Origin of the sequence: Streptomyces sp. NPDC051913 (assembly GCF_044593635.1) — a bacterium.
Classification (GTDB): domain Bacteria; phylum Actinomycetota; class Actinomycetes; order Streptomycetales; family Streptomycetaceae; genus Streptomyces.
Genome location: NZ_JBIUCI010000006.1, coordinates 492,617 through 517,217 on the forward strand (window position 1 = coordinate 492,617; position 24,601 = coordinate 517,217).

Sequence of the window (24,601 nt, forward strand, 5' to 3'; positions counted from 1 at the left end):
CAGGCAGGCCAAACGCGTACACTACCGCCCTTTCGCGTCGAACGCTAAATCTTCTCCGGAACGGGATTGCCCGCGTCGCCGATCGCCTGCCGTACAGGTACCCGCGCGAGCAGGACGAACCCGATCGCGAAGAAGGCGACCAGGGAGATGATCGCGTCCCGATAGCTCCCGGTCAGCTGGTAGGTGATCCCGAACAGCAACGGGCCCAGCCAGCTCATGCCCCGGTCGCTCATCTCGTACGCCGAGAAGTATTCGGCCTCCTTGCCGGGCGGTACGAGATGGGAGAACAGGGAGCGGGACAGGGCCTGGCTGCCGCCGAGGACGAGGCCGATCCCGGCGGCCAGCACGAAGAACCACACGGGTGCCCCGGCGGGCAGGAAGTAGCCGGCCGCCAGGGTCACCGTCCACGCCACCAGCGAGCCGAGAATCGTCCGCTTGGCGCCGTACGTGCGGGCCAGTCGGCCCATCCCGAGCGCGCCCGCGACCGCGAGCACCTGGACCAGCAGCACCGCCCCGATGAGCGTCGACTGGCCGAGGCCCAGTTCCTCGGAGCCGTAGACCGACGCCTGGGAGATCACGGTCTGGATGCCGTCGTTGTAGACGAGGTACGCCAGCAGGAACGACAGCGTCAGCGGGTGGCGGCGCATGTCCCGGACGGTGGCCGCCAGCTGCCGGAAGCCCGGCGCCGTCGCCTCCCGCGCCGGTGCCCGGCGGTCGCGCAGTCGCCGTAGTGGTACCAGGGTGAACGCGCCCCACCACAGGCCCGCCGAGGCCAGACAGATCCGGACGGCCATGCCCTCGGAGAGGCCGAAGGATTCGTGACCGGTGTAGAGGACCAGGTTCACGACCAGGACGAGGGAGCCCGCCGCGTAGCCGAAGGCCCAGCCGCGGGAGGAGACCGCGTCACGCTCCTCGGGCGGGGCGATCTGCGGGAGATAGGAGTTGTAGAGCATCGTCCCGACGGCCGACGCGGCGTTCGCGACGATCAGCAGCAGGCCGCCGAGCAGATAGCGGTCGCCACCGAGGAAGAACATGGCCGTGGTGGCCGCGGCTCCCGTGTAGGCGGCGGCCGCCAGGAGCGGCTTCTTGCGGCCCGTGCGGTCGGCCGCCGCGCCCACCAGGGGCATCACGAGGACGGCCGCGATCACCGACAGGGACACCGAGTACGCGAACAAGGACCCCGCGCGCACCGGGATCCCCAGGGGATGGACATAGCCGTCCGCGTCGGCGGCGTCCTCGGCCACCGAGGTCAGATAAGGGCCGAGGAACACGGTGAGCACGCTCGTCGAGTAGACGGAGCACGCCCAGTCGTAGAAGTACCAGCCGCGCTGTTCGCGCCGCCGGTCGGCGGCCTCCGCCACCAGGGTGTCCGTGCCCATCCCGCCCCTCGCTGGTCCCGCGCGCGGGTGGCGGTTCCGGGGGCGTGAGGTCGCTCAGACCCAGACGCCGCGGTCCTCCATGACCTTGCGCAACGTGTCGATGTGATCGGTCATGATGCCATCGACTCCCAGGTCCAGAAGACGGTGCATGCGATCGGGATCATTGATGGTCCACACGTGCACATGCAGCCCGCGCGCGTGGGCGGCGCGGACGAAGCGGTGGTCGACCACCTGGATGCCCGACTGGGCCTCCGGCACCTGGGCGGCGACGGCGGAGCGGCGCAGCGCGGCCGGCACGCCCCAGGAGCGCAACCGAAGGTTGAGGACGCCTCGGGTGCCGTACGAGGTGGCCAGGCGAGGGCCCGCCAGCCGCTGTGCGCGCATGACCCGGGCCTCGGAGAACGAGCCGACGCAGACGCGGTCCCAGGTCCGGGTGCGCTCGACGAGGTCGAGGAAGGGGCGGAGCGCCGACTCCGCCTTCAGATCGACGTTCCAGCGCGCGTCCGGGAAGGTCTCCAGGAGCTCCTCGAACAGCGGCACCGGTTCCTGGCCCGCCACGCGCGCGCGGCTCACGTCCGCCCAGGGCAGATCAGCGATCCGGCCCGCGCCGTCCGTCACCCGGTCCAGGGTCGCGTCGTGGAAGGCGACGAGCTTGCCGTCCGTCGTGGCGTGGACGTCGGTCTCCAGATACCGGTAGCCCGTCTCCACCGCCCGCCGGAACTGCGACAGGGTGTTCTCCAGGCCGTCCGCGGCCCCGCCCCGGTGGGCGAAGGGGATCGGGCCGGGATGGTCGAGGTAGGGGTGACGTATCCGGGTGCTCACCGACGCAGTATCGCTCCCCGGGGTTGCCCGCCGGCAACGACCGTGCTGCCGCCCGATGCCGACGGGACGTCGAAGACCCGCAGGAAGAACTGGGCGAGGGGGCCGATGGAGACCGCGTACAGCACCGTCCCCACGCCGATCGTGCCGCCGAGGAGGAAGCCGGTCACGACGACCGCGATCTCGACGGCTGTCCGCATCAGCCGGACCGAGCGTCCCGTGCGCCGGTGCAGACCGGTCATCAGGCCGTCCCGGGGGCCGGGTCCGAAGCGGGCGGCGATGTAGAGGCCGGTCGCCACACCGTTCAGGACGATGCCGGCGACGAGGAGGGGTACCCGCACGGCCAGGGTGTGTGCCTCGGGGACCACCGCGAGCGTGCCGTCCATCACGACGCCGATCACGAAGACGTTGGAGACGGTGCCGAGGCCGGGCCGCTGACGCAGCGGGATCCACAGGAGCAGCACGGCCGCGCCCACGATGATCGACACCATCCCGATCGTCGGCCCGGTCAGCTCGGCGAGGCCCTGGTGCAGCACGTTCCAGGGCTCAAGTCCCAGACCCGCCTCTACGAGCAGCGCGGAACTCGCTCCATAGAGGGCGAGACCGACATACAGCTGGATCAGCCGACGCCCGAGTCGGCTCTGTGCGGACAAGTGGTGCCCCTTGTGGTCGTGGTGGCCTGCTCCATGACACCCTGGGGCTTGGGTGGAAGCCTCATCCATGGCCAATTCCGGGAAGGTGGACTGATTTCCATGGTGCAGTGGACCTCGGCGGTGGGACCGGCGCAGCTCGCTCGGCTGCTCAACTCCCAGCAGGACCGCCCCGCGGGCCCCGGCACCCGCCGCCCGCCCGCCTACCGCGCCCTGGCCGACGGCATCCGGCTGCTGGTCCTGGAGGGCCGCGTCCCGGTGGCCGCCCGTCTGCCCGCGGAACGCGAACTGGCCCTGGCCCTGTCCGTCAGCCGTACGACGGTGGCGGCGGCCTACGAGGCGCTGCGCACCGAGGGATTCCTGGAGTCACGGCGTGGGGCGGGAAGTTGGACGGCGGTACCGGCCGGGAACCCGCTGCCCGCGCGCGGCCTCGAACCCCTGCCGCCCGAGGCCCTGGGCTCGATGATCGACCTCGGCTGCGCGGCCCTGCCGGCGCCCGAGCCGTGGCTGACCCGAGCGGTTCAGGGCGCCCTGGAGGAGCTGCCGCCCTACGCCCACACCCACGGTGACTACCCCGCGGGACTGCCCGCGCTGCGCTCGATGATCGCCGAGCGGTACACCGCGCGGGGCATCCCGACCATGCCCGAGCAGATCATGGTGACGACCGGTGCGATGGGTGCCATCGACGCCATCTGCCATCTCTTCGGGGGGCGCGGCGAACGCATCGCCGTCGAGTCGCCGTCGTACGCCAACATCCTCCAGCTGATGCGTGAGGCGGGCGCGCGGCTCGTGCCGGTCGCGATGGCCGACGGGCTCGCCGGATGGGACATGGACCGCTGGCGCCAGGTGCTGCGGGACGCGGCGCCCCGGATCGCCTATGTCGTCGCCGACTTCCACAACCCGACCGGCGCGCTCGCCGGCGACGACCAGCGGCGGCAGCTGGTCGACGCGGCGCGCTCCGCGGGGACCGTGCTGGTCGCCGACGAGACGATGACGGAGCTGTGGCTGGAGGAAGGCGTCGAGATGCCGCGCCCTGTCTGCGGCTTCGACCCGGCGGGCTCCACCGTGATCACCGTCGGCTCGGCCAGCAAGGCGTTCTGGGCGGGGATGCGCATCGGATGGGTGCGGGCCGCGCCGGACGTGATCCGCAGCCTCGTCGCCGCGCGGGCCTACGCGGATCTGGGCACGCCGGTGCTGGAGCAGCTGGCGGTGAACTGGCTGTTCAGCACGGGCGGCTGGGAACAGGCCGTACAGGTGCGGCGGGAGCAGGCCCTGGAGAACCGGGAGGCCTTGGTGACGGCGGTACGCAGGGAGCTGCCGACCTGGGAGTTCGACGTGCCGCGCGGCGGTCTGACGCTCTGGGTACGGGCGGGCGGCCTGTCCGGGTCCCGGTTGGCCGAGGCGGGCGAGCGCGTCGGGGTACGAGTACCGTCCGGGCCGCGCTTCGGGGTCGACGGCGCCTTCGAGGGCTATGTGCGGCTGCCGTTCACCGTGGGAGGCGCGGTCGCGGACGAGGCGGCGGCGCGGTTGGCGGCCGCGGCACGGATCGTGGAGAGCGGGGGGACGGGGGGCGGGGAGGCGCCGCGTACTTTCGTGGCTTAACGGCGCCCGGACCAACCTAGGGGCGCGGGGAACTGCGTGCGCAACCCCCACGGAACCGCACGCGGACGACTGCTTATGGCGCTTCGACAGCGACAGCTGGCGCTTCCGCCGGAATCTGCTCCGCCTCCACGGGAGTGGTCCGCGGCGGCAACAACGCCAGCACCGCCTGCCGGTCCGCGTCACTCGTCTCGTCGTCGTACGGATCCGGCGTCGACGGCACCTGGAGCCGATGGACCGGCCCCGTGCCCAGGCGGGCGTAACCCCGGCCCGGCGGGACGTCGGAGACCGGAGTGGTGCGCGGGGGAGCGCCCAGGACCGCCTCCAACTGCGCCGGCGTCGCCGGGCCGAGGACGACCCGCGCGCGCGTGTGCTGGCGTACCGCGTCGCTCAGCGCGTCCGCGCCGTCGAACTGGTCGGCCACGACGACCGTGACGCTCGCCGCGCGGCCGTGCCGCAGCGGGACCTGGAGGAGGGACTGCGGGTCACGGTGGCCGTCGGCCGTGGCCAGGTGCGTGAACGCGCTGGGACGGTCCAGCAGGATCCACAGCGGGCGCCGGGTGTCGTCCGGCGCCGGATGGCCCGCCTGGCGAGCCCGGTTGAGGGCGATCAGGCGCCGTTCCGTCTCGGTGGCCGCCCACTCGAGGCTGGCCAGCGCTCCGGTCAGCCCGCACTCGACCGCCAGGACGCCGTCCCGGCCGGTGAGGCAGGCGTACTCGCCGGTGCCGCCGCCCTCGACGATGACGATGTCGCCGTGCGGCAGGGCCTGGAGGGCGATGGAGCGCAGCAGGGTCGAGGTGCCGCTGCCCGGCTGGCCCACGACCAGGAGGTGGGGCTCCGTGGAGCGGACGCCGGTGCGCCAGACGACGGGGGGCACGTCGCGCTGTTCCTCGCCGTGGGTGAGGGGGAGTGTGCGCTGGACCTCGGTGGGATCGGTGAAGCCGAGGACCGTCTCGCCGGGTGCCGTGACGAATCGCTGGGCGGCGATGTCGGTGGGCAGCGGTGGCAGGACGGAGACGGAGAGCTGGTTGCCCTCCTCGTCCCACGCGAAGCGGTACTCACGGCCGCGGCCCGACTTGGCGTGCAGCAACTGCTCGATACGCGCGCGTGAGTCGGCCTCGCCGTCCGTGAAGTAGGCGGGGTAGCGGATCACCAGCTGGGTGATCCGGCTCGTCTCGTCGAACTCGTACTCCGGGAAGGCCTTCTCCCACTCGCCGCCGTGGGCGTAGAGCGGGGCCGGGTCCTCGGCGGTCGAGAAGTACGGCACCAGGGCGTCGTAGAGGGACTTCAGCCGCTGGGTCTGCGACTCGTCCGGGCCGTCCGGCGCGGGCGGGGTGCGGTCCCTGCCCTGCCACGCTGCCGCCGCCATCAGGGCGATGACGGCGAGCAGCGGACCGTACGGCACGAGTGCCACGACCAGGACCACCGACGCGACCAGGAACAGCAGCGGCCCGCGCTTGTCCTTGGGGGTGTCGGCCCACCTGCGCCGCCCGGCCGAGGCCAGCCGGCGCAGTCCGCGGGTGATCGTGATCAGCGGGTGGAGGACGTCGGTGGCGCTGTCGGCCGCCGTCCGGGCCAGCTCCCGGCTCCGGGCGATCTGCGCGCTGCCTGTGCTCAGGATGCGGGGGAGGGGGCGCCGGGCCACTGCAGTCTCCTGGTTGTGCGTACGGACGGGACGAGGGACGGGGTCAGAACTTGATGCCGCCCAGCAGGCTCGCCAGGCTCTCCCCGCCGGCTCTGATGCTCGGAGCGATGGCGGTGCTCGCGAGATAGAAGCCGAAGAGGGCGGCCACGAAGGCATGCGACGCCTTGAGTCCGTCCTTGCGGAAGAAGAGGAAGACGATGATGCCGAGCAGGACCACGCCTGAGATGGACAGGATCATTTGAGGTCTCCTGGTTCGGGGGGACAGTCACCATGAGTACTTCCAGGCTCACAGGATGTATCCATACGATAAAAGGTGCAACTGGGTGAATTCCGGGATGTTTCACCCGTCTGACGGTGCCGACTTGGGCCGGATGGGCAGGGGACTTGCGTCCGACCGGGTCAGTGGTGATCTTTACCTCCGGCACATCGGGTCATGTGCCGCGCGAGCCAGTACCCTGGCGATTCACCTGAACGGTTGTATGAGAGGCGGTCCGGCCGATGACTGAAGCCCCCGACCCCGAGGTCGTGGAGCTGGCGACCAAGATCTTCGATCTGGCCCGCAGGGGACAGACCGAGGCCCTCGTGTCGTACGTCGACGCGGGTGTTCCGGCCAACCTCACCAACGACCGCGGTGACTCCCTCGTGATGCTCGCCGCCTACCACGGCCACGCCGAGGCGGTGCGCGCGCTGCTCACCCGCGGGGCCGCGGCCGACGAAGTCAACGACCGAGGCCAGACCCCGCTCGCCGGGGCGGTCTTCAAGGGGGAGACGGACGTCATCAAGGCACTGCTCGAGGGTGGTGCCGACCCGGCCGCGGGGACCCCGTCGGCCGTCGACACCGCCCGGATGTTCGGCAAGACGGAACTGCTGGAGTTGTTCGGCGCACACTGATCCGAACGTTCTGACCAGCGAAGACACGGAAAACGGGGGAGGCGGTACAGGGCCGCCGAAATTTCGGTCGCGGCAGATGTAAGTGCCGAGTCATCATGACGTCGTGATTCACGGACGCGATGGCTGGGCAGGTGTTGCCGCACCGCGCGGGCCGTGATGCGGCCCGCATGGGCCACCGACGAGAGGCAGAGGAAAATGGTCTACAGCAAGCAGGAAACGGCGGGCGCCCCGACGTGTTGTCACGCGGCCAGGTGAAGCAAGAACCCCGGTTGCGTCGACGCTTGATGTGAGGCTGTTTCCCATGTTCGAACCGGTCATAGCGCCCAGCGGTACGCTGCTCGGCCTGCTTCAGCGGGGCCGCGGCGACGGCACACTGCACGCGCTCACCGCCCCGCGAGCCGAAGCGCTCGCGGCCCTGAACCACTGTGTGCTGCGGGACCCCCGCCACGACTGGCAGGTGGAGAACCGCTCCCTTTACTACGCCCGTCTCTACCTCGACCTCGGCGGCGAGCTGGACCGCATCGAGGCTCACCTCTTCGACGTCGAGGACCACTTCGACGACGAGGAGTCACGGACGGGGCTCGCCCTGGCCGTCCTCGGGCACCTCGCCTCCTACGGCAGGCAGGACGCGCTCGAACTGCTGCGCAGGTATGCCGCCTCGGGCACCAACTGGGCCTGGGCCCTGGACGAGCTGGCCCTCAGGGACGACGACGCGGGGCTGCGCGCCCTGGCCGCGCCCGTGCTGGCCCGTTTCACCACCGACGCCGAGGGCGAGGCCGAGCTGGCCGCGACCGTACGCGACGCCTTCGAACCCCGGCCCTGGCGGCTGTGGGCCGAGGATCCGCGCGAGGAGATCGCCGCGCGCGTGCGTGCCGCCCACGAGGCTGGCTGCTTCGACCGCTGGCAACGGCAGATGCGACCTACCGGGCCCCGTCCGGGGTGGAGCGTGCAGGCCGTCTTCGAGTGGGCCGAGCAGGGCGTCGAACGCGGCGCCGCGCTCCATGTGCCCGCCGCCCGCTGCCTCATGGCGGTCGCCGGACCCGAGGACCGGCCCGAGATCGTCGCCGCCGCGAAGGACGGCACCGAGGGAGCCCGCTGCACCGCACTGCGCTACCTCGCCGACAGCAATGATCCCGACGCCCTCGATCTGATCGAGGTGGCCGTGGTCACCGGCACGGCGCCGGTCGTCGAGGCCGCCGTCGACGCCTTCGAGCGGATGCGCAGCATCGCCGCCGTCGACCGTGCCCGCGGCTGGGCCCACCGGCCCGATCCGCTGGGCGCCGCCGCCGGACGCATGCTCGCCTGCCGCGGCGGGGTCGAGGACAAGGACCTGGTCCTCGCCGCCCTGCGCGAGGCCGTACGGGGCGAGGGGCCGGACGCACCGACCCTGTGGACCCTCGTCGACGGGACCGGACGGCTCGGCATCGCCTGCGCCGCCCCCGTACTGCGCCACATCTACCGTGAGACGGCCTCGTCCCATCTGCGCGGCAGGGCCGCCCGGGCCCTCGCCGCCACCGACCCCTCCTTCGCCACCGGCTTCGCCGTCGAGTGCCTCTGGGACTGCGAGGAGACCACCCGAGAGATCGCCGCCCGGCACGCCGAGACCGCCGACGCCCGCGTCGTCGAGCAGCTCCGCCGGCTCGCCGCCGACCCGGCCGAGGAGGCCGAGGTCCAGACCGCCGTACGCAGCCGGATCGGCCCCCCGGACGCCGCCGCCATGTGACCGGCACGCCCTCAGGGTGAACTCGGGACGACCCGCGGGTCAGGCGCGTATGGACACGGCCTGACCTGCGCGGGTGCGCGACGGAACGCTCACGGGACGTTCCTCGTCCGGAAAGATCCACGTTGACGCGTCCACGTCCGGTGCGGCGACAACACCGGTATGCGTGTCGTCATCGTGACCGAATCCTTTCCCCCCGACGTGAACGGCGTGGCCCACTGCGCGCTCCAGACCGCCCGGCACCTCGTGGATCGCGGTCATTCCCCGCTCGTCGTCGCGCCGGCCACCGCGGCCGGTACCGGGACCGACGCCTCGGCGCCGTGCCCCGTCGTCCGTGTCCCCTCCCTCCCCCTCCCGGGCTACCCCCAGGTCAGGGTCGCCCTGCCCAGCCGCCGCGTCGCCGCGGCCATCGCCGAGCACCGCGCCGACCTCGTCCATCTGGCCAGCCCCTTCGTCCTCGGCGTCCGCGGCATGGCGGCGGCCGCCCGGCTCGGCATCCCCGCCGTCGCCGTCTACCAGACCGACCTCGCGGGGTACGCCCGCACCTACGTCCACGCGGGCGAGGCGGCGGCGTGGCGCCGCATCCGCTCCGTCCACGCCGCCGCCGACCTCACCCTCGCCCCGTCCGGTGCCGCCCTGCACGACCTCGAGTCCCACGGCGTGCCCCGGGTACGGCTGTGGCCGCGTGGCGTGGACACCGCCCGCTTCCGCCCCTCACTGCGCGACGAGGCACTGCGCCGTGAACTCGCCCCGAACGGCGAGCTGATCGTCGGCTACGTCGGACGGCTCGCCCCCGAGAAACAGGTGGAGCTGCTGGCGGGTGTGTGCGGCCTGGAGGGCGTCCGTGTGGTCGTGGTGGGCGACGGGCCGAGCCTGCCTTCGCTCACGGCGGCCCTGCCGGGCGCGGTCTTCCTGGGGCGTCGCACCGGCGACGAACTGGCGCGGATCTTCGCCTCCTTGGACGTCTTCGCGCACACGGGTCCCTTCGAGACCTTCTGCCAGACCGTGCAGGAGGCCATGGCCAGCGGGGTCCCCGTGGTCGCGCCCGCCGCGGGCGGTCCGCTGGACCTAGTCGCCCACGGCCGCACCGGCCTGCTGGTCCCCCCGCGCGACGCGGCCGCCGTACGGGACGCCGTCTGGGCCCTGGCCGCGGATCCCGGTCTACGGGCCGCGTACGGCGCCGCGGGGCGGGCCACGGTCGAGGGACGCACCTGGGCGGCCGTCGGCGATCAGCTGCTCGGGCACTACGCGGGCGTGCTGGCGACGCGGCGGACGGCGGTGGCGGCGTGACCGGTTCATGGACCGACGCCGGGGGCGGTGTCCGGCCGTTGCGGATCGTCCGGCTCGCGAACTTCGTGGCGCCCGCCTCGGGCGGTCTGCGGACCGCGCTGCGGGAACTCGGCAAGGGCTACCAGGCGGCCGGGCACGAGCCCGTGCTCGTCGTGCCGGGTGAGCGGGTCAGTGACGTCGCGACCGAGCAGGGACGGGTGATCACCCTCCCCGGGCCGCTGCTCCCGGGTACCGGCGGCTATCGCGTGCTCGCCGACCGGCGGCGGGTGGCCCGGCTCCTGGAGGCGCTGGCCCCCGACCGCCTGGAGGTCTCCGACCGTACGACGCTGAGGTGGACCGGGAAGTGGGCGCGTCGGGCGCGGGTGCCTGCCGTGATGGTGTCCCACGAGACCGCCGACGGTGTGCTCCGCACCTGGGGCGTCCCGGAGGGCGCGGCCCGGCGCACCGCGGACGCCCTGAACCTCCGTACGGCACACACCTACGCGCGCGTGGTGTGCACCACCGAGTTCGCCGAGCGGGAGTTCGTGCGGATCGGCGCGCGCAACGTCGTACGGGCGCCGCTCGGCGTCGACCTGGCCGAACGGCATCCCGCGCTGCGGGACGCGCGGCTGCGTGGCGTTTACGCGCGCGTGGACGAGGCGCTGCTGGTGACGTGCACCCGGCTGTCGGTGGAGAAACGACCCGGCACCGCGCTGGACGCCTTGGAGGCGCTCGTACGGCGTGGTCGGCGGGCGGTGCTGGTGGTGGCGGGGGACGGGCCGTTGCGGTCGCGGCTCGAACAGCGGGCGCGGGAGCGTGGGTTGCCGGTCGTGTTCCTCGGGCACGTCGCCGACCGCGGGCTGCTCGGCGCGCTCCAGGCCTCCGCCGACATCTGTCTGGCTCCCGGACCCGCCGAGACCTTCGGGCTCGCCGCGCTGGAGGCGATGGCCTGCGGTACACCCGTCGTGGCGAGCGCCTCGTCCGCGCTGCCCGAGGTGATCGGGGCGGCGGGAGCGGTGGCGGCGGACCACGGGGGCGGCTTCGCGGACGCCGTGGAGTCGCTGCTCGGCCGGCCGGTGGCGGAGCGCCGAGAGGCCGCACGCGCGCGTGCGGAGTGCTTCGGGTGGGGGGCGGCTGTCGAGGCGTTCCTTGCGGCGCATGACGCGGTGGTGGGGCTGCGGGGGGCCGGGGCTGGTGTGGACGGTGCCTCGGTTCGCGGGCGTTCGGCTCACGGCGGCTCGGCCGGTGGCGGCTCGGTGGCCGGCGGCTCGGTCGGTGGCGGCTCGGTCGGTGGCGGTTCGCTTCATGGAGGTCCGCGGTGAGCGCTCTGCGGTTCGTCGCCCTCGGAGACTCGCTGACCGAGGGGGTGGGCGACCCCGTCGGCGACGGCCGGCGGGGGTGGGCGGCCCTGCTCGTCGGCGGCCTGGGGCGGTCCGTGGAGTTCACCAACCTCGCGGTGAGCGGGGCGCAGACGCGGGACGTGCTGGAACGGCAGCTGCCCGCCGGGCTGGCCCTGCGCCCGGATGTCGTGTCCGTCGTCATCGGTGTCAACGACACCCTGCGCTGCACCTTCGACATCCATGCCGTGGCCGCCCGGCTCGACGCGGTGTACGCGGCCGTCACCGCACAGGGCGCGGTGCTGCTCACGGCCTGTTTGCCCGATCCCGGCGCGATGCTGGGACTGCCGGGGGCGCTGGCGAGTCCGCTGGCCCGGCGGCAGCGCGCGGTCAACTCCGTCGTCCACGCGCTGTCCGAGCGGTACGGGGCGGTGCATCTGCATGCCGCCGAGGGGGCCTGGATCAGCGACCGCGCGATGTGGAGCGCGGACCGGCTCCACCCGGGTGAGCGGGGGCACCGGCAGCTCGCCGTACGGTTCCACGCGCTGCTGGCGGAGGCGGGGCTGGCGGCGGGGGCAGCGCCCTCGGCCGAGCCGGAGTTCCCGGTTCCCACCAGGTCGGCGAGCCTTTGGTGGCTGGCGACCGCGGGGACGGGGTGGGTGGCTCGGCGGTGTACGGATCTGTTGCCGCAGTTGCTGAGGCTCGCGGCTGATGAGATACGGCATCGGGCGCGGGGGAGCAGTGCGTGGCTGGATGTGCGGGCCGCGCACGCGGTTTCCGCCGCGCTGGCGGCGTTGTCCGTGGACGCCGCCCAGGGGCACTGAGGTGGCCCTGGGCGGGTCAGCGTCGCCGCACCGCCAGGAAGCGCACCGGGGTGCCAGGAACCGCCTGGCCGGCCGCGGGGAGGTCTGCTGTGCGGACCACCGCTATCACCGGATACCCGCCCGTCGTCGGATGGTCCGCCAGGAACACCACCGGCCGGCCGTCAGGCGGGACCTGCACCGCGCCCAGGACCATGCCCTCGCTGGGGAGTTCACCCGGTCGGGCCCGCTCCAGCGCGGGGCCCTCCGTGCGCAGGCCGATGCGGTTGCTCGCGGGGGACACCCGGTAGGCACGGGACGTGAAGGCCCGTACCGCCTCGGGCGTGAACCAGTCGTCGCGCGGGCCGAGCGTCACCCGTAGGACGAGCTCCGCCGGGGGCGCCGGCTGGGGAGCCACGTCCACGCGCGCGGGGAGGGCGCTCGGGGTGCCCAGGGGCAGGACCGCCCCGTCCGTGAGCGGGGCCGGGCCCAGGCCCGAGAGGAGGTCCGTGGAGCGGCTGCCGAGCACCGGCTCGACGGCGATGCCCCCGGAGACGGCCACATAGCCTCGTACGCCGCCGCGGGCGGTTCCGACGTCCAGGAGCGCCCCGGCGGGCACGTGCACCGGCGCACCCCAGGCGGCCGGGCGGCCGTCCACCCTGACCGCGCAGGGGGCGCCCCCGATGGCCACGGTGACCGCGGAACGCGGCCGTACCGAGCAGCCGTTGAGCGTGGTCTCCAGGACGGCCGCCTCCGGTGGATTGCCGACCAGGCGGTTGACGAGGGCCGCCGTGGGCCCGTCCAGGGCTCCCGAGCGGGGTACGCCGAGGTGGGCGTGGCCGGGGCGGCCCAGGTCCTGCACGGTGGTCAGTGCTCCGGCGCGTACGACGCAGAGCGCGCGGTCCGTCACGCCTCCACCGCCCCTGCCGGCACGAACCTCACGCGCGTGCCGGGCGACAGCAGTGCGGCCGGTACGCGCGCGTGGTCCCAGAGAACGGCCTCCGTGGTGCCGATCAACTGCCAGCCGCCGGGGGAGGAGCGGGGGTACACACCCGTGTAGGGCCCCGCCAGCGCCACCGCCCCGGCGGGGACGGCCGTGCGCGGCGTCGCCCGGCGCGGGACGTCGTACCGCTCCGGCAGACCGGTCAGATAGCCGAAGCCGGGGGCGAACCCGCAGAAGGCGACGGTGAATTCGGTGCCCGCGTGGATACGGGCCACCTCGTGCGGGGGGACGCCCCAGTGCGTGGCCACGTCGGCCAGGTCCGGACCGTCGTAGCGCACGGGGAGTTCGACGACGGCACGCCCGCGTGGGGGAGCGGGCGGTACGTCCGCGGCGGTGAGCTCGGCGGCCAGGCGGGCCGGGTCGGCGAGGCCGTCGAGGAGGACCGTGCGGGCCGCGGGGACGATCTCCCGGACGGACAGGGAGCCCTCCGCGCGGCGGCGCAGCAGCTCCGCGTGCAGGGCCTGGGCCTCCTCGCCCGAGGACACCTCTACGAGCAGTGCGGTGTCGCCGACGGGCAGCGCCCTCATACGAAGGCCTCCACACGGATGCCCGACCCGGTCAGCCGCGCGCGCACCCGTCGGGCCAGTTCCACGGCCCCCGGGGTGTCCCCGTGGAGGCACAGCGAGCGCGCCCGGACCGCCACGCGCGAGCCGGAGTGCGAGGTGACCGCGCCGTCGCGGGCCAGGCCCAGTGAGCGCTCCACGACGGCCTCCGGGTCGGTCACCACGGCTCCCTCCTCGGCGCGCGGCACCAGCGTGCCCGCCGCGGTGTACGCGCGGTCCGCGAACGCCTCCGTGACCGTCGGCAGACCGGAGTCGCGCGCCAGCTCCAGCAGGCGTGAGCCGGGCAGGCCGAGCACGGGCAGGGTGGCGTCCGCGAGGCGGATCCCGTCGACGACGGCTCCGGCCTGCTCCTGGTCGTGCACGACGCGGTTGTAGAGCGCGCCGTGCGGTTTGACGTACGACACGCGCGTGCCGGCCGCTCGCGCGAAGACCTCCAGGGCGCCGATCTGGTAGGCCACCTCGGCCGCCAGCTCGGCGGGCGGCACGTCCATCGCGCGCCGCCCGAAGCCGGCCAGGTCCCGGTAGGAGACCTGGGCCCCGATCCGTACGCCGCGCTCGGCCGCCTGCTCGCACACCCGCCGCATGGTGGCCGCGTCCCCGGCGTGGAAGCCGCAGGCCACGTTGGCGCTGGTGACGACGGAGAGCAGCTCCTCGTCGTCGGTCAGCCGCCAGCGGCCGAAGCCCTCGCCGAGATCGGCGTTCAGATCGATCGAGACCATGGAACTTCTCAATCTCCTTCCGTGCTTGGACCGGCGGCGCTCACGCCACGCGGTACTGCTGGTCGCGGGCGTCGGTCAGGAACATCTGGCCCGGCGCGTGCGTGAGGGCGAACGGCGGGCGCGAGGCCATCACCGCGGCCTGCGGGGTCACTCCGCAGGCCCAGAACACGGGGATGTCGTCCGGTTCGACGTCCACCGGGTCCCCGAAGTCGGGGCGGGCGAGGTCGTCGATGCCGAGGGTCGACGGGTCGCCGCAGTGCACGGGGCCGCCGTGGACGGCGGGGAGCAGACTGCTCTCCCGGATCGCCGCCGACAGATGTTGCGGCGGCACCGGCCGCATCGAGACCACCATCGGGCCGTGCAGCCGCCCCGCCGGCCGGCACTGCCAGGTCGTCTCGTACATCGGCACGTTGCGCCCCTGCTCCAGGTGGCGCAGGGGTACGCCCGCCTCGGCCAGCGCCCACTCGAAGGTGAAACTGCACCCGATGAGGAACGACACGAGGTCGTCCCGCCAGTGCGCCCGCACGTCGGTCGGCTCGTCCACGAGTTCGCCGTCCTGCCACACCCGGTAACGCGGCAGGTCGGTACGGAGGTCGGCGCCGGGGGCCAGGACCGTCGTAGGAGATCCGGCGTCGGTGACGTCGAGCACGGGGCACGGCTTCGGGTTGCGCTGGCAGAACAGGAGCATGTCGTACGCCCAGTCGGCGGGCACCGAGATCAGGTTGGCCTGGGTGTGGCCCGCGGCGACGCCGGCGGTGGGGCCCGTGAGTCCGTCCCGGAAGCGGGTGCGGGCCTCCCGCGGGCTCCACGCGTGCGCGTGCTCGTCGGCAAGGGTCAGGGGGCGGTCTTCCGTACGGTTCACGCGAGTTCCTTCCCACGGGTCTCCGGCAGCCCGAACAGCGCCAGCGCGGCGAGCGCGTAACCCAGTGCGCCGAAGACCAGCGCGCCGCCCACGCCCCAGCTGTCGGCCAGGAAGCCGACCGTGGTGGGGAAGACGGCACCCACGGCCCGTCCGGCGTTGTACGTGAAGCCCTGTCCGGTGCCGCGCACCGCCGTCGGATACAGCTCGGCCAGGAAGGAGCCGAAGCCGCTGAAGATCGCGGACATGCAGAACCCGAGCGGGAAGCCGAGCACCAGGAGCAGGGTGTTGGCGCCGTCCGGGATGTTGGCGTACGCCAGGATGCAGATCGCCGAGAGCAGGGCGAAGAGCCAGATGTTGCGGCGGCGGCCCAGCCGGTCGGTGAGGTAGCCGCCGGTCAGATAGCCGAGGAAGGCGCCGGAGATCAGGAAGGTGAGATAGCCGCCCGTACCGACGACCGACAGTCCGCGGTCGCTCTTGAGGTACGTCGGCACCCAGGTGGCGAGCGTGTAGTAGCCGCCCTGGACGCCGGTCGACAGCAGCCCCGCGAAGATCGTCGTACGCAGCAGCCCCGGCTTGAAGATCGCCGTGAAGGAGGTCGCGCCGCGGCTCTTCTCGCGTACCGCGATCGCCTCGGGCGCGTCCTGCACACGGCGGCGCAGCCAGACGACGAGCAGCGCGGGCAGTGCGCCCGTCCAGAACATCACGCGCCAGGCCAGGTCGTCGTCGAGGAACGAGAAGACCAGCGTGTAGACGACGGCGGCGAGCGCCCAGCCCACCGCCCACGAGCTCTGGACGGCGCCGAGGGTGCGGCCCCGGTGCTTCGCGCTCGCGTACTCGGCGACCAGGATCGCGCCGACCGCCCACTCGCCGCCGAAGCCGAGCCCCTGGAGGGCGCGGAAGACCAGCAGGGACTCGAAGTTGGGCGCGAAACCGCAGGCCACGGTGAAGACCGCGTAGGTGATCACCGTGATCATCAGGGCCCGGACCCGCCCGGCCCGGTCGGCCAGCACCCCCGCGAGAGCTCCGCCGACGCCGGAGGCCAGCAGTGTGACGGTGGTGAAGAGCCCGGTCTGGCCGCTGTCCAGGCCGAAGTAGGCGGCCAGCGCGACCATGCTCAGCGGCAGCGTGAAGTAGTCGTAGGAGTCCAGGGCATAGCCGCCGAACGCGCCGGCGAAGGCACGCCGGCCGCGCGGACCGAGGGCGCGGAACCAGCCCAACGCCCCGTCATCGGCGGGGCGTTCGGTCGTCGTGGGGTGAGCGGTCAGGGCCTGCGGTGGAGGAGTCGTGCTCATGTGCACCTCGCAGTGGGAGGACGGAGGGTGCGGAACTGAGCCGTGCGGTGCGGTGTGATGGGGATGAAGGTAGAGGATCGTTGAACGATCCTTCAATACCCCTGTTGTTTCGTTCTCGTGTCTGCGGTTGAATTCCGGGCATGGCAGAGCAGCTGAGCGGACTGGCCGACGACCGCGCCCTCCTGGGCCGTACCAGCACGGCGGAGCGGGTCTCGGACATCCTCAGGAGCCGCATCGCCGAGGGCTACTTCCCGCCCGGTACGCGGCTGTCGGAGGACAGCATCGGCGGCGCCCTCGGGGTGTCCCGCAACACACTGCGCGAGGCGTTCCGACTGCTCACCCATGAACGCCTGCTCGTCCACGAGCTGAACCGGGGGGTGTTCGTCAGGGTCCTGACCGTCGAGGACGTCGAGGACATCTATCGCACCCGCCGGCTCGTGGAGTGCGCGGTGGTGCGGGGCCTCGGCGAGCCGCCGTACGCCCTGGAGGGGCCCGCCGAAGCCGTGGCCGAGGGGCTGCGGGCGGTGCGCGAAGGTGACTGGAAAGCGTTGGGTACGGCCAACATCCACTTCCACCGGGAACTGGTCGCTCTCGCCACCAGCGAGCGCACCGACGAACTCATGCGCAGCGTCTTCGCCGAACTGCGGCTCGCGTTCCACGTCGTGGACGACCCGCGGCGGCTGCACGAGCCCTACCTTGCGCGCAACCAGCAGATCCTCGGGGCGTTGGAGGCGGGCGACAAGGAGGAGGCGGAGAAACTGCTCGCGGTCTATCTGGAGGACTCGTTGGAGCGGGTGGTGGAGGTCTACCGGCGGCGGGTGGGGGAGGACGGCTAGCGTCCGGATCCTGTCGCCGGCGGGTGGGGTGTGATCTGCGTCGTTTTAGTCGTTGTCAGACCGAGGACCTAGTCTGTGCACCGTGACTTCGCCTGCACCGACGGACCGCGTTCCGCCCCAGCTCAGCGCAGCGTCCCGCCCCGCTCCGGGACCGGCCGCCGACGAGGGGCTGGCGCGGCGGCTGCGCGCGCTCGCGTGCACCGCGCCGCTGCACGACCTGGACGCGCGCAAGGCGAACCTCGCGGGTGAGTACTCGGTGTACGGCATGGCGGAGGTCGCCCTCGCCGCCATCGACCTGGTCACCCTGAACATGGACTTCGACACGGGCGCGGACCACGACCAGATCGTCGCCCGCCTCATCCCGCGCATCGCCGCCCAGGCACCCCAGCGGCCCGTCGCCGAGCACGAGCGCGTGGCCCGCTGGGTCCTCGAGAACCTGATCAACGTCGGCAGCGTCGACCGCGGTTTCCGCGCCGTGTACGGCACGTTCGCGCAGGACGGCACCTATGTGCGCCGCGACTACGACTTCAAGCTGATCGAGGAGGTCCCCGGGCCCGGCGGTTCGGTGTACCTCCGTACGACGGACGAGGCGGTCAACGTCCTGGTCGGCGCCCTGGACACCGACGTCACCAGCGCCCAGATCGCCGCCGAGGTCAAGCTGGAGGTGCTGATCAGCCGCGGGCGGCTCGCCGACGCCCAGCTCGCCGCCGAGCAGGCCCGGTACCGGACCGTGCAGTACTCGGAGACCCTGCGCCGGGCCCTGGACGCGACGCGGCGCAATGTCCGCGCGGTGGACTGGCTCAACGCCGTCCCCGACATGATCACCGAGGCGCTGGACCACGTCGCCGACCGCTACCGCCATGAGAACGCGATCCTGACCAACATCCGCAAGGCGCGCGACGAGTCCGAGGACCCGGAGCAGAAGCGACGGGCCGCCGAACTGGTCGACATCGTCAAGGACTGCATCCGGCGCCACACCCAGCTCCAGTCCCGGCTCCTGGAGGCCGGACCGCTGTTCCGCGCCGAGCAGGACCGGCAGGCCTTCGCGACGCCGATGACGACCTCGGGCATAGACCTGTACGGGCACCTGGTCGCGCCCGTGCTGCCGCTGCCGCTGGAGCAGGCGGTCCGGGTCACCGACGCCTTCTTCGCGCGGGGGACCGGGCTGCGCACGCCCGTGTCGGTGCGGGTCGGCGACCTCGTCGACATACTGCTGACGCCGCCGGCGGAGCGCGAGCATCTGGGCGCAGAGATGCCCGAGCCGGACCTCATCGCCACGCCGGACGACAGCCGCTTCAGCGAGGAGCAGCTGGCCTCGGCGATGGAGCTGCTGGACCTGCCGGCCGACGCGCCCCGCCGGCTGTCCGGGCTGCTGACCGAGGCGCGGCGGCAGGACCCCGATCTGCCGTATCTCGTCGCCCTGTTGGCCGTGCACGCGGCCAGTCCGGCGGTGGGCACCGCCTACCGGCAGGGCGAGGAGAAGCTGCTGTTCGCCGTGGACGACGGGACCGAGCTGGACGACCCCGAGTTCGGCGGGGCGGATCTCATCGTCGGGACGGCCCTGCTGGACGCGGTGGGCATGGCGGCGGACAGGACGGAAGCAGCATGAGTCGAGGAACAGTGGACCGAGGAGACCGACCGTGACAGAGCACGTCGAGTGGAGTGAGCCGGAAGCCGGGTCAGCCCCCGTCTCCGCCGCCGTCACGCCCGCCGACGCCGCCGACGCGGCTCGGCTCGTCGCCTTCGGCCTTCAGCCCAAGCTCCAGCCGGCCCGCGACCAGGAGTACACCGACCTGCTGCGGCGCTACCGCGAGGACGGGGCGTTCGCGCGGCTCGCCGACGCCGTGGCCGCCGGGCTCGGGCTCGTCGTGCTGGAGGTGTCCCCGCGCGCGGGCATGGCGGTGACCGCCGCCGAGGACTCCGTGTTCGCCGTGCGGATGGGCGACTACGCGCGTCGGACCTCCGCCGACGGCAGCGACCGGTTCCTGCACGGCCTCGCCCATCTCGCCGTCGCCGCCATGGCCTACCCGCGCCCCGAGGACCTCGCCGACGACGGCTACATCGGACGCGTCAGCGTCAACGGCGTCGACGCGTTCGTCCGGCAGGCGTGCAGGCGCCTGGAGGAGCGCGCCGAGGAGGTGGGCGAGAACACCGACCCCGCCACCGAGGCACCCGGCCTGGAGTCGGCCTGGCGGATCTGGGCGAGACGCAGCGCCACCGGCGCCACCAAGGACGCCCGCCGCCTCGCCGGTTCGACCACCGGCATCGTCGGCAAGGCCGCCGCGTTCCTCACCGACTCCGGCTTCCTCCAGCGCACCGGCGACGACAACGGCGGTACGTACCGCACCACGGCCCGCTATCAGCTCCAGGTGCGTGACATGGCCGGCAGCGCCGCCATGGCCGAGCTGCTGGAGCTGGGCGTCGTCCCGGTCACCGACGGCACGCCGACGCTGCTGCCCGCGGAGAACACCGAGGACCTGGAGCTGGTGGCCGACGCCGGGCTGCCGTTCCACACGCCTTCCCCGTCCTGAACTCCCCCCACCTGCCGAAGACTTACGAGAGTCCGCCATGTACGAGCTGTCCCGGGTCCGCCTCTACTCCATCGGTCCCGCCGGTGCGCGCTACGCCGACACCGTGCTTGACCTGCGGGGCGTGGGCGATGTCGTGCCCGATCCCGCGCCCGCCCAGGCGGAGTTCTTCGAGGAGGAGCCGGTCGGCCCGCCGCGCCGCCCGGCACCCGCCGGCGTGCTCTTCCTGGAGAACGGCGGCGGCAAGTCCGTACTGCTCAAGCTGATCTTCTCGGTGATGCTGCCCGGTCACCGCAACACACTGGGCGGCGCCAGCTCCGGCGTGCTGCGCAAGTTCCTGCTCGCCGACGACTGCGGGCACGTCGCGCTGGAGTGGCAGCACACGCTGACCGGTGAGTGCGTGGTCGTCGGCAAGGCCAGCGAGTGGCGGGGGCGGCAGGTCTCCAACGACCCGCGGAAGTTCGCCGAGGCCTGGTACTCCTTCCGGCCGGGCCCCGGGCTCTCGCTGGACAATCTGCCGGTCGCCGAGTCCACCGCCGTACGCAGGCCCGTCGAGGGCGCGTCCGGGGCGCAGGGCCGCCGGCGCACCATGAAGGGCTTCCGGGACGCCATCACCGAGGCGGGCAAGGCGTATCCGCACCTTGAGGTGCACTGGGAGGAGATCCACGACCGCTGGATCGAGCACCTCGGCGACCTCGGCCTCGACCCCGAACTCTTCCGCTACCAGCGGGAGATGAACGCCGACGAGGGTGAGGCCGCCGGTCTCTTCGCGGTCAAGAAGGACTCCGACTTCACCGACCTGCTGCTGCGGGCCGTGACCGACACCCGGGACACCGACGGGCTCGCCGACCTGGTCAGCGGCTTCGGCAACAAGCTGGGGCGACGCGCCGAACTGATCGCCGAACGGGACTTCACGGCAGGGTCGGTCGATCTGCTCGGGCGGATCGTCGAGGCGGCCGAAGCCCGGGCACGCGCGCGTGACATCCACGCCGGAGCCGAGCGCCGTACGCGCACCCTGGCCCGGCGGCTCTCCGCGCGCGGCACCCAGGAGCGGGTGCGGGCCGCCGACCTCGCCCAGCGGGTCACCGCGGCGGCCTACGCCGTCACACATGCCGAGGGGGCGCGTGAGCGCAGCGCGCTGATCGCCGCCGAACTCGCCTACCGGCACGCTTCCTTGGCGCTCGCCGGGGCCGAGAAGTCCGCCGCCGCGCAGAAGCGCGAGCTGGCCGACGCCCGCACGCTGCACTCGGCCTGGCAGGCCGCCGAGGCCGTCCTGCGTCACCGCGCCGCCGCCGACCGCGTCGCGCGCGTGTCGGCCGCCATCCAGGAGGCCGAGCGGGACGCGGCCCCCGCGCTGGCCGCCCGCGCCAAGGCCGCCGTGGACCTCGTCCGGGCCCTGCACGCGGCCGCCGAGAGCGCCGAGACCCTCGCCAACGAGGAGGAGGAGCGCTCCGCCGCCCTTCAGGAGGTCGGCGAGTCCGCGCACCGGGACGCCACCGCCGCCGCCACCGAGGCCCAGCGCGCCCGCAGCGAGGTCGGGCATCTGCGCCAGCGCCTCACCGAGGTCGAGCAGGAGACCGCCGAGGCGGTACGGGCCGGCTGGCTCGACGACAGCGCACCCGACGCCGATCCCGCGCGCGCGGCCCTCGCGGCCAGCGACGCCGAGAAGACCGCCGTCGCCGCCTGGGACACCGCCCGGGAGACGGCCCGCCGGGCCACCGAGCACGCACGCGAGGCGGGCGCCGCCGAGTCGAGGGCCGAGCTGACGGCGGCCCGCGCGGCCGACGCCGCGACGGCCGCCGAGCGGTCCTACGACGCGGAGCGACGCCTCGCCGAGGCGCTGGCCGCGGAGCCCCGGCTGGCCGAGCTGCTGGGCCTGACGGGCGGCGAGGCGCGCTCCGTCGTCCCGCAGCCCCGGCAGGACGGCGACGACGAGGACGGCACCGGCCTCACCCCCGAGGACCTCGACCGCTTCGCCGACGAATTGCGTGAACTGCTCGACGACTCCGTGTCCTCCGCGGAACGCCAGCTCTTCGAGCTGCGCACCGCCGCCGCCGACGACTCCCGGATCCTCGGCGCGCTCGGCGACGGCGGGCTGCTGCCGCCCGGCCCGGACGTGCTGGCCACCGTGGAGTTCCTGGGGGAGCACGGCATCCCGGCGCTGCCCGGCTGGCGCTACCTCGCCCAGGCCGTCGACCCCACCGACCACGCGCGCGTGCTGGCCGCCCGGCCCGAGCTGGTCGACGGCGTGATCATCACCGATCCGGACACCCACGCGCGCGCCCGCGAGGCCCTCGGCGAGGCGGCTCTCCTGCCGCGCTCAGCCGTCGCCGTCGGTACGGCCGCCGCCCTGCTCGCCCCTACCCCCGCCGCCGACTCGGCGGGCAGCGAGGCCGTCTTCCTCGTACCGCCGAACCCGGCCATGCACGACGAGCACGCCGCCGACGAGGAGCGGCAGGCGCTGCGCGCGCGGGCGACCGAGCGCGACGAGGAGATCCGCTCGCTCGCCGCCCGGCTCGGCAAGGACCGGGAACTCGCGGCGCGGCTCGCCTCCTGGCGCACCGGCTGCCCGGCCGGTCGCCTCGTCGAACTCGCGCAGACGGCGCACGAAGCACGCGCCTTCGCCGAGGAGTCCGAGGCCGAACTGGCCGAGGCGCGGACCGTGCGGGCCGAGGCCGACGAGGTCGCCGCCGAGGCCACGCAGGTGCGCGACGAGCGACAGGAGGCCGCACAGAAGGCACGGCGGGCCGCCGACGCCCTCGCCGGACTCGCCTTCCGGCTGCGGGAGCGGGCCGGCTGGCAGGTCAAACTCCGTGAACTGGCCGACGAGGCCACCGAGTCGGAGGCCCGCGCCCAGACCTGCCTGGAGCGGGCCCGCGCCGCCGACGAGGACCGGCGCGCCGCCCAGCGGGCCGCCGACGACGCCCGCCGCACCGCACGTGCGCTGCGCTCCGAGCGCTCCGAGATCGCGGGCGCCCCCGACGACGTACCGGACAGCGACCCGGACGCGCCGAAGACGTCCCTGCCCGCGCTCCGCGAGGCCTACCGCGCCGCCTCCCAGGTCTACGAGAAGGTCGGCGTCGGAGCGGATCTGCGCGCCGAGCAGGCGCGGGCGGAGAGCGACGAGAGCGCCGCCCTGGCCGAGCTGAACCGGCTGAGCAACAAGGTCCGCACGCGCGCCGAGCAGCTGCTTCAGTCACCCGACGGCTCCGACGGGCCGTCCCGGCAGGCCGCCGCGGCCCGCGCCGAGGAGCTGGTGCAGCTCCTGGAGACACGGATGTCCAGCGCGAGCGAGCAGCTCGGCCGACTGCGCGGCGAGGCGGAGCGGCACGCGCCCGAGGACGGCGAGGCCCACACCGAGCTCGCGGAGGAGCTCCAGCCGCGCGACGCCGACCACGCGCAGGCGCTGCTGCGCACGGCCACCGCGGAACTCGCCTCCCGCACCGAGGCCTTGACGCAGGCCCGGGAGGCGCACGCCGAGCTTCTCGACGCCCATCGCGCCGCCGAGGACGCCGCCGGCGGCTTCGACGAGATCGCCGCGATGCTCCGCGACCTGCTGCGCGAACACGTCTCGGAGGAGGAGCAGGAGGAAGCCGAGGCCTACCCCGGAAGCACCGAGGAGGCCAGGCAGTCCGCCGCCGAGGCACGCCGGTCGCTGCGCGGCTGCGCCGCCGACCTGTCGGCCGCCGAGGGCGCCGTGCGTGAGGCGAGCGATGTCCTCGTGCGGCACGCCAACTCCACGCGCTACGAGCAGGTCCGTACCCCCGCCCGCCAGCAGATCCGCGAGCTGCCCGCCTCCGCGCTGCCGGAGCACGCGCAGAAGTGGGCCGATGCCTTCGCTCCCCGACTCCGCGTCCTCACCGACGAGTTGGCGCAGCTGGAGCGGAACCGGGACTCCATCGTCGACCGGCTCAGGGGGCTGGTCGAGTCGGCGCTCGCGACCCTGCGGTCCGCTCAGCGGCTGTCCCGGCTGCCCGAGGGCCTCGGCGAGTGGTCCGGGCAGGAGTTCCTGCGGATCCGTTTCGAGGAACCCGACCAGGCGACGCTGACCGAGCGGCTCGGTGACGTCATCGACGAGGCGACGCGCGCGGCGGTGAAGAAGAACTCCGACCTGCGGCGCGACGGCATGTCCCTGCTGCTGCGGGGCGTGGGCGCGGCCCTTGAGCCCAAGGGCGTCGCCGTGGAGATCCTCAAGCCGGACGCGGTGCTGCGCGCGGAACGGGTGCCGGTCGGGCAGATGGGCGACGTGTTCTCCGGCGGTCAGCTGCTCACCGCGGCCATCGCCCTGTACTGCACGATGGCCGCGCTGCGCTCCAACGACCGGGGCCGCGACAAGCACCGGCACGCGGGCACGCTGTTCCTCGACAACCCCATCGGGCGCGCCAACGCCACCTATCTGCTGGAGCTCCAGCGGGCCGTCTCCCGCGCTCTCGGTGTCCAACTCCTGTACACCACGGGCCTGTTCGACACGACGGCCCTCGCAGAGTTCCCGCTGGTCATCCGCTTGCGCAACGACGCCGACCTCCGGGCCGGGCTGAAGTACATCAGCGTGGAGGAACACCTCCGTCCGGGGCTTCCGCAGCAGGCGGAGGGCGAGGAGTCGGTGCACAGCGAGATCACGGCGACGCGCATGTTCAAGCGACCGGCGCCGAGCGTGTCGTAGCGGCACGTCGGGCGGTGTGAGAGGTG

20 protein-coding genes are annotated in these 24,601 nt (G+C 73.4%); 10 read left to right on the forward strand and 10 right to left on the reverse strand.

The features are described from left to right. Positions 1-44: 44 nt before the first annotated feature. From ACIHIX_RS21605 to ACIHIX_RS21615, 3 genes are read right to left on the reverse strand one after another with little or no spacing between them, the layout of a single operon-like run. The gene (locus ACIHIX_RS21605) at positions 45-1,379 is read right to left on the reverse strand and encodes an MFS transporter (protein ID WP_399958447.1); all 1,335 of its coding nucleotides are present in this window, start codon (positions 1,377-1,379) and stop codon (positions 45-47) included. A gap of 54 nt (positions 1,380-1,433) precedes the next feature. Further along, positions 1,434-2,201: a glycerophosphodiester phosphodiesterase gene (locus ACIHIX_RS21610; RefSeq protein ID WP_399958449.1), complete on the reverse strand. Its 768-nt coding sequence runs from the start codon at positions 2,199-2,201 to the stop codon at positions 1,434-1,436. Beyond that, positions 2,198-2,851, reverse strand: coding sequence for a YitT family protein (locus ACIHIX_RS21615; RefSeq protein ID WP_399958451.1), 654 nt, complete (start codon positions 2,849-2,851; stop codon positions 2,198-2,200). Before ACIHIX_RS21615 ends, ACIHIX_RS21610 begins: the two co-directional genes overlap by 4 nt. Before the next feature lie 99 nt (positions 2,852-2,950). On the opposite strand from ACIHIX_RS21615, the gene ACIHIX_RS21620 reads away from it, so the two are divergent. Further along, positions 2,951-4,450, forward strand: coding sequence for a PLP-dependent aminotransferase family protein (locus tag ACIHIX_RS21620; protein ID WP_399958452.1), 1,500 nt, complete (start codon positions 2,951-2,953; stop codon positions 4,448-4,450). Between the two features lie 73 nt (positions 4,451-4,523). Here ACIHIX_RS21620 and ACIHIX_RS21625 read toward each other — a convergent pair whose 3' ends face one another. Together ACIHIX_RS21625 and ACIHIX_RS21630 are read right to left on the reverse strand one after the other, a co-directional pair. After that, complete coding sequence (locus ACIHIX_RS21625) at positions 4,524-6,092, reverse strand: ATP-binding protein (RefSeq protein ID WP_399958455.1); 1,569 nt, start codon at positions 6,090-6,092, stop codon at positions 4,524-4,526. Between the two features lie 43 nt (positions 6,093-6,135). Beyond that, positions 6,136-6,330 (reverse strand): hypothetical protein, encoded by a 195-nt coding sequence (locus tag ACIHIX_RS21630; protein WP_059196315.1) that lies wholly within the window; start codon positions 6,328-6,330, stop codon positions 6,136-6,138. Positions 6,331-6,590: 260 nt separating this feature from the next. Here ACIHIX_RS21630 and ACIHIX_RS21635 point away from each other — a divergent pair, with 260 nt between their 5' ends. The 5 genes from ACIHIX_RS21635 to ACIHIX_RS21655 all read left to right on the forward strand — a co-directional run bounded on the left by ACIHIX_RS21635 (position 6,591) and on the right by ACIHIX_RS21655 (position 12,133). Continuing rightward, complete coding sequence (locus ACIHIX_RS21635) at positions 6,591-6,983, forward strand: ankyrin repeat domain-containing protein (protein WP_399958458.1); 393 nt, start codon at positions 6,591-6,593, stop codon at positions 6,981-6,983. A 301-nt stretch (positions 6,984-7,284) separates the two neighbouring features. Then, positions 7,285-8,706 (forward strand): HEAT repeat domain-containing protein, encoded by a 1,422-nt coding sequence (locus tag ACIHIX_RS21640; protein ID WP_399958461.1) that lies wholly within the window; start codon positions 7,285-7,287, stop codon positions 8,704-8,706. Positions 8,707-8,865: 159 nt separating this feature from the next. Then, a complete protein-coding gene (locus tag ACIHIX_RS21645; protein WP_399958464.1) occupies positions 8,866-9,993 on the forward strand; it encodes a glycosyltransferase family 4 protein in 1,128 nt (375 codons plus the stop codon). Continuing rightward, entirely contained in the window at positions 9,990-11,294 is a 1,305-nt protein-coding gene (locus ACIHIX_RS21650; protein WP_399958466.1) for a glycosyltransferase, read from the forward strand. Before ACIHIX_RS21645 ends, ACIHIX_RS21650 begins: the two co-directional genes overlap by 4 nt. After that, the gene (locus ACIHIX_RS21655; RefSeq protein ID WP_399958469.1) at positions 11,291-12,133 is read left to right on the forward strand and encodes an SGNH/GDSL hydrolase family protein; all 843 of its coding nucleotides are present in this window, start codon (positions 11,291-11,293) and stop codon (positions 12,131-12,133) included. The genes ACIHIX_RS21650 and ACIHIX_RS21655 overlap by 4 nt, the downstream gene beginning before the upstream one ends. A gap of 16 nt (positions 12,134-12,149) precedes the next feature. Here ACIHIX_RS21655 and ACIHIX_RS21660 read toward each other — a convergent pair whose 3' ends face one another. The 5 genes from ACIHIX_RS21660 to ACIHIX_RS21680 are packed head-to-tail and all read right to left on the reverse strand — an operon-like array spanning position 12,150 to position 16,548. Beyond that, the gene (locus ACIHIX_RS21660; protein ID WP_399958472.1) at positions 12,150-13,019 is read right to left on the reverse strand and encodes a biotin-dependent carboxyltransferase family protein; all 870 of its coding nucleotides are present in this window, start codon (positions 13,017-13,019) and stop codon (positions 12,150-12,152) included. After that, positions 13,016-13,639 carry a 5-oxoprolinase subunit PxpB gene (gene pxpB, locus ACIHIX_RS21665; protein WP_399958475.1) on the reverse strand — a complete coding sequence of 208 codons (624 nt, stop codon included), beginning with the start codon at positions 13,637-13,639 and terminating at the stop codon, positions 13,016-13,018. Before pxpB ends, ACIHIX_RS21660 begins: the two co-directional genes overlap by 4 nt. Further along, positions 13,636-14,394 carry a LamB/YcsF family protein gene (locus ACIHIX_RS21670; RefSeq protein ID WP_399958478.1) on the reverse strand — a complete coding sequence of 253 codons (759 nt, stop codon included), beginning with the start codon at positions 14,392-14,394 and terminating at the stop codon, positions 13,636-13,638. The genes pxpB and ACIHIX_RS21670 overlap by 4 nt, the downstream gene beginning before the upstream one ends. 40 nt (positions 14,395-14,434) lie before the next feature. Next, positions 14,435-15,256 (reverse strand): putative hydro-lyase, encoded by an 822-nt coding sequence (locus ACIHIX_RS21675; protein WP_399958480.1) that lies wholly within the window; start codon positions 15,254-15,256, stop codon positions 14,435-14,437. Further along, a complete protein-coding gene (locus ACIHIX_RS21680; RefSeq protein ID WP_399958483.1) occupies positions 15,253-16,548 on the reverse strand; it encodes an MFS transporter in 1,296 nt (431 codons plus the stop codon). Before ACIHIX_RS21680 ends, ACIHIX_RS21675 begins: the two co-directional genes overlap by 4 nt. A 140-nt stretch (positions 16,549-16,688) precedes the next feature. Here ACIHIX_RS21680 and ACIHIX_RS21685 point away from each other — a divergent pair, with 140 nt between their 5' ends. The 4 genes from ACIHIX_RS21685 (at position 16,689) to ACIHIX_RS21700 (ending at position 24,575) form a co-directional block, all read left to right on the forward strand. Beyond that, the gene (locus tag ACIHIX_RS21685; RefSeq protein WP_399958486.1) at positions 16,689-17,384 is read left to right on the forward strand and encodes a GntR family transcriptional regulator; all 696 of its coding nucleotides are present in this window, start codon (positions 16,689-16,691) and stop codon (positions 17,382-17,384) included. 82 nt (positions 17,385-17,466) lie between these two features. After that, positions 17,467-18,993, forward strand: coding sequence for a hypothetical protein (locus tag ACIHIX_RS21690; RefSeq protein WP_399958489.1), 1,527 nt, complete (start codon positions 17,467-17,469; stop codon positions 18,991-18,993). Between the two features lie 31 nt (positions 18,994-19,024). Beyond that, positions 19,025-19,915, forward strand: coding sequence for a hypothetical protein (locus ACIHIX_RS21695; protein ID WP_399958492.1), 891 nt, complete (start codon positions 19,025-19,027; stop codon positions 19,913-19,915). Positions 19,916-19,952: 37 nt separating this feature from the next. Then, complete coding sequence (locus tag ACIHIX_RS21700) at positions 19,953-24,575, forward strand: hypothetical protein (protein WP_399958494.1); 4,623 nt, start codon at positions 19,953-19,955, stop codon at positions 24,573-24,575. Positions 24,576-24,601 lie beyond the last annotated feature (26 nt).

Bases quoted from the DNA above. Each gene is read 5' to 3' on its own strand.
- ACIHIX_RS21700 (WP_399958494.1), top strand. From the start codon at position 19,953: ATGTACGAGCTGTCCCGGGTCCGCCTCTACTCCATCGGTCCCGCCGGT.
- ACIHIX_RS21670 (WP_399958478.1), bottom strand. From the start codon at position 14,394: ATGGTCTCGATCGATCTGAACGCCGATCTCGGCGAGGGCTTCGGCCGC.
- ACIHIX_RS21685 (WP_399958486.1), top strand. From the start codon at position 16,689: ATGGCAGAGCAGCTGAGCGGACTGGCCGACGACCGCGCCCTCCTGGGC.
- pxpB (WP_399958475.1), bottom strand. From the start codon at position 13,639: ATGAGGGCGCTGCCCGTCGGCGACACCGCACTGCTCGTAGAGGTGTCC.
- ACIHIX_RS21630 (WP_059196315.1), bottom strand. From the start codon at position 6,330: ATGATCCTGTCCATCTCAGGCGTGGTCCTGCTCGGCATCATCGTCTTC.
- ACIHIX_RS21680 (WP_399958483.1), bottom strand. From the start codon at position 16,548: ATGAGCACGACTCCTCCACCGCAGGCCCTGACCGCTCACCCCACGACG.
- ACIHIX_RS21645 (WP_399958464.1), top strand. From the start codon at position 8,866: ATGCGTGTCGTCATCGTGACCGAATCCTTTCCCCCCGACGTGAACGGC.
- ACIHIX_RS21620 (WP_399958452.1), top strand. From the start codon at position 2,951: ATGGTGCAGTGGACCTCGGCGGTGGGACCGGCGCAGCTCGCTCGGCTG.
- ACIHIX_RS21605 (WP_399958447.1), bottom strand. From the start codon at position 1,379: ATGGGCACGGACACCCTGGTGGCGGAGGCCGCCGACCGGCGGCGCGAA.
- ACIHIX_RS21635 (WP_399958458.1), top strand. From the start codon at position 6,591: ATGACTGAAGCCCCCGACCCCGAGGTCGTGGAGCTGGCGACCAAGATC.
- ACIHIX_RS21640 (WP_399958461.1), top strand. From the start codon at position 7,285: ATGTTCGAACCGGTCATAGCGCCCAGCGGTACGCTGCTCGGCCTGCTT.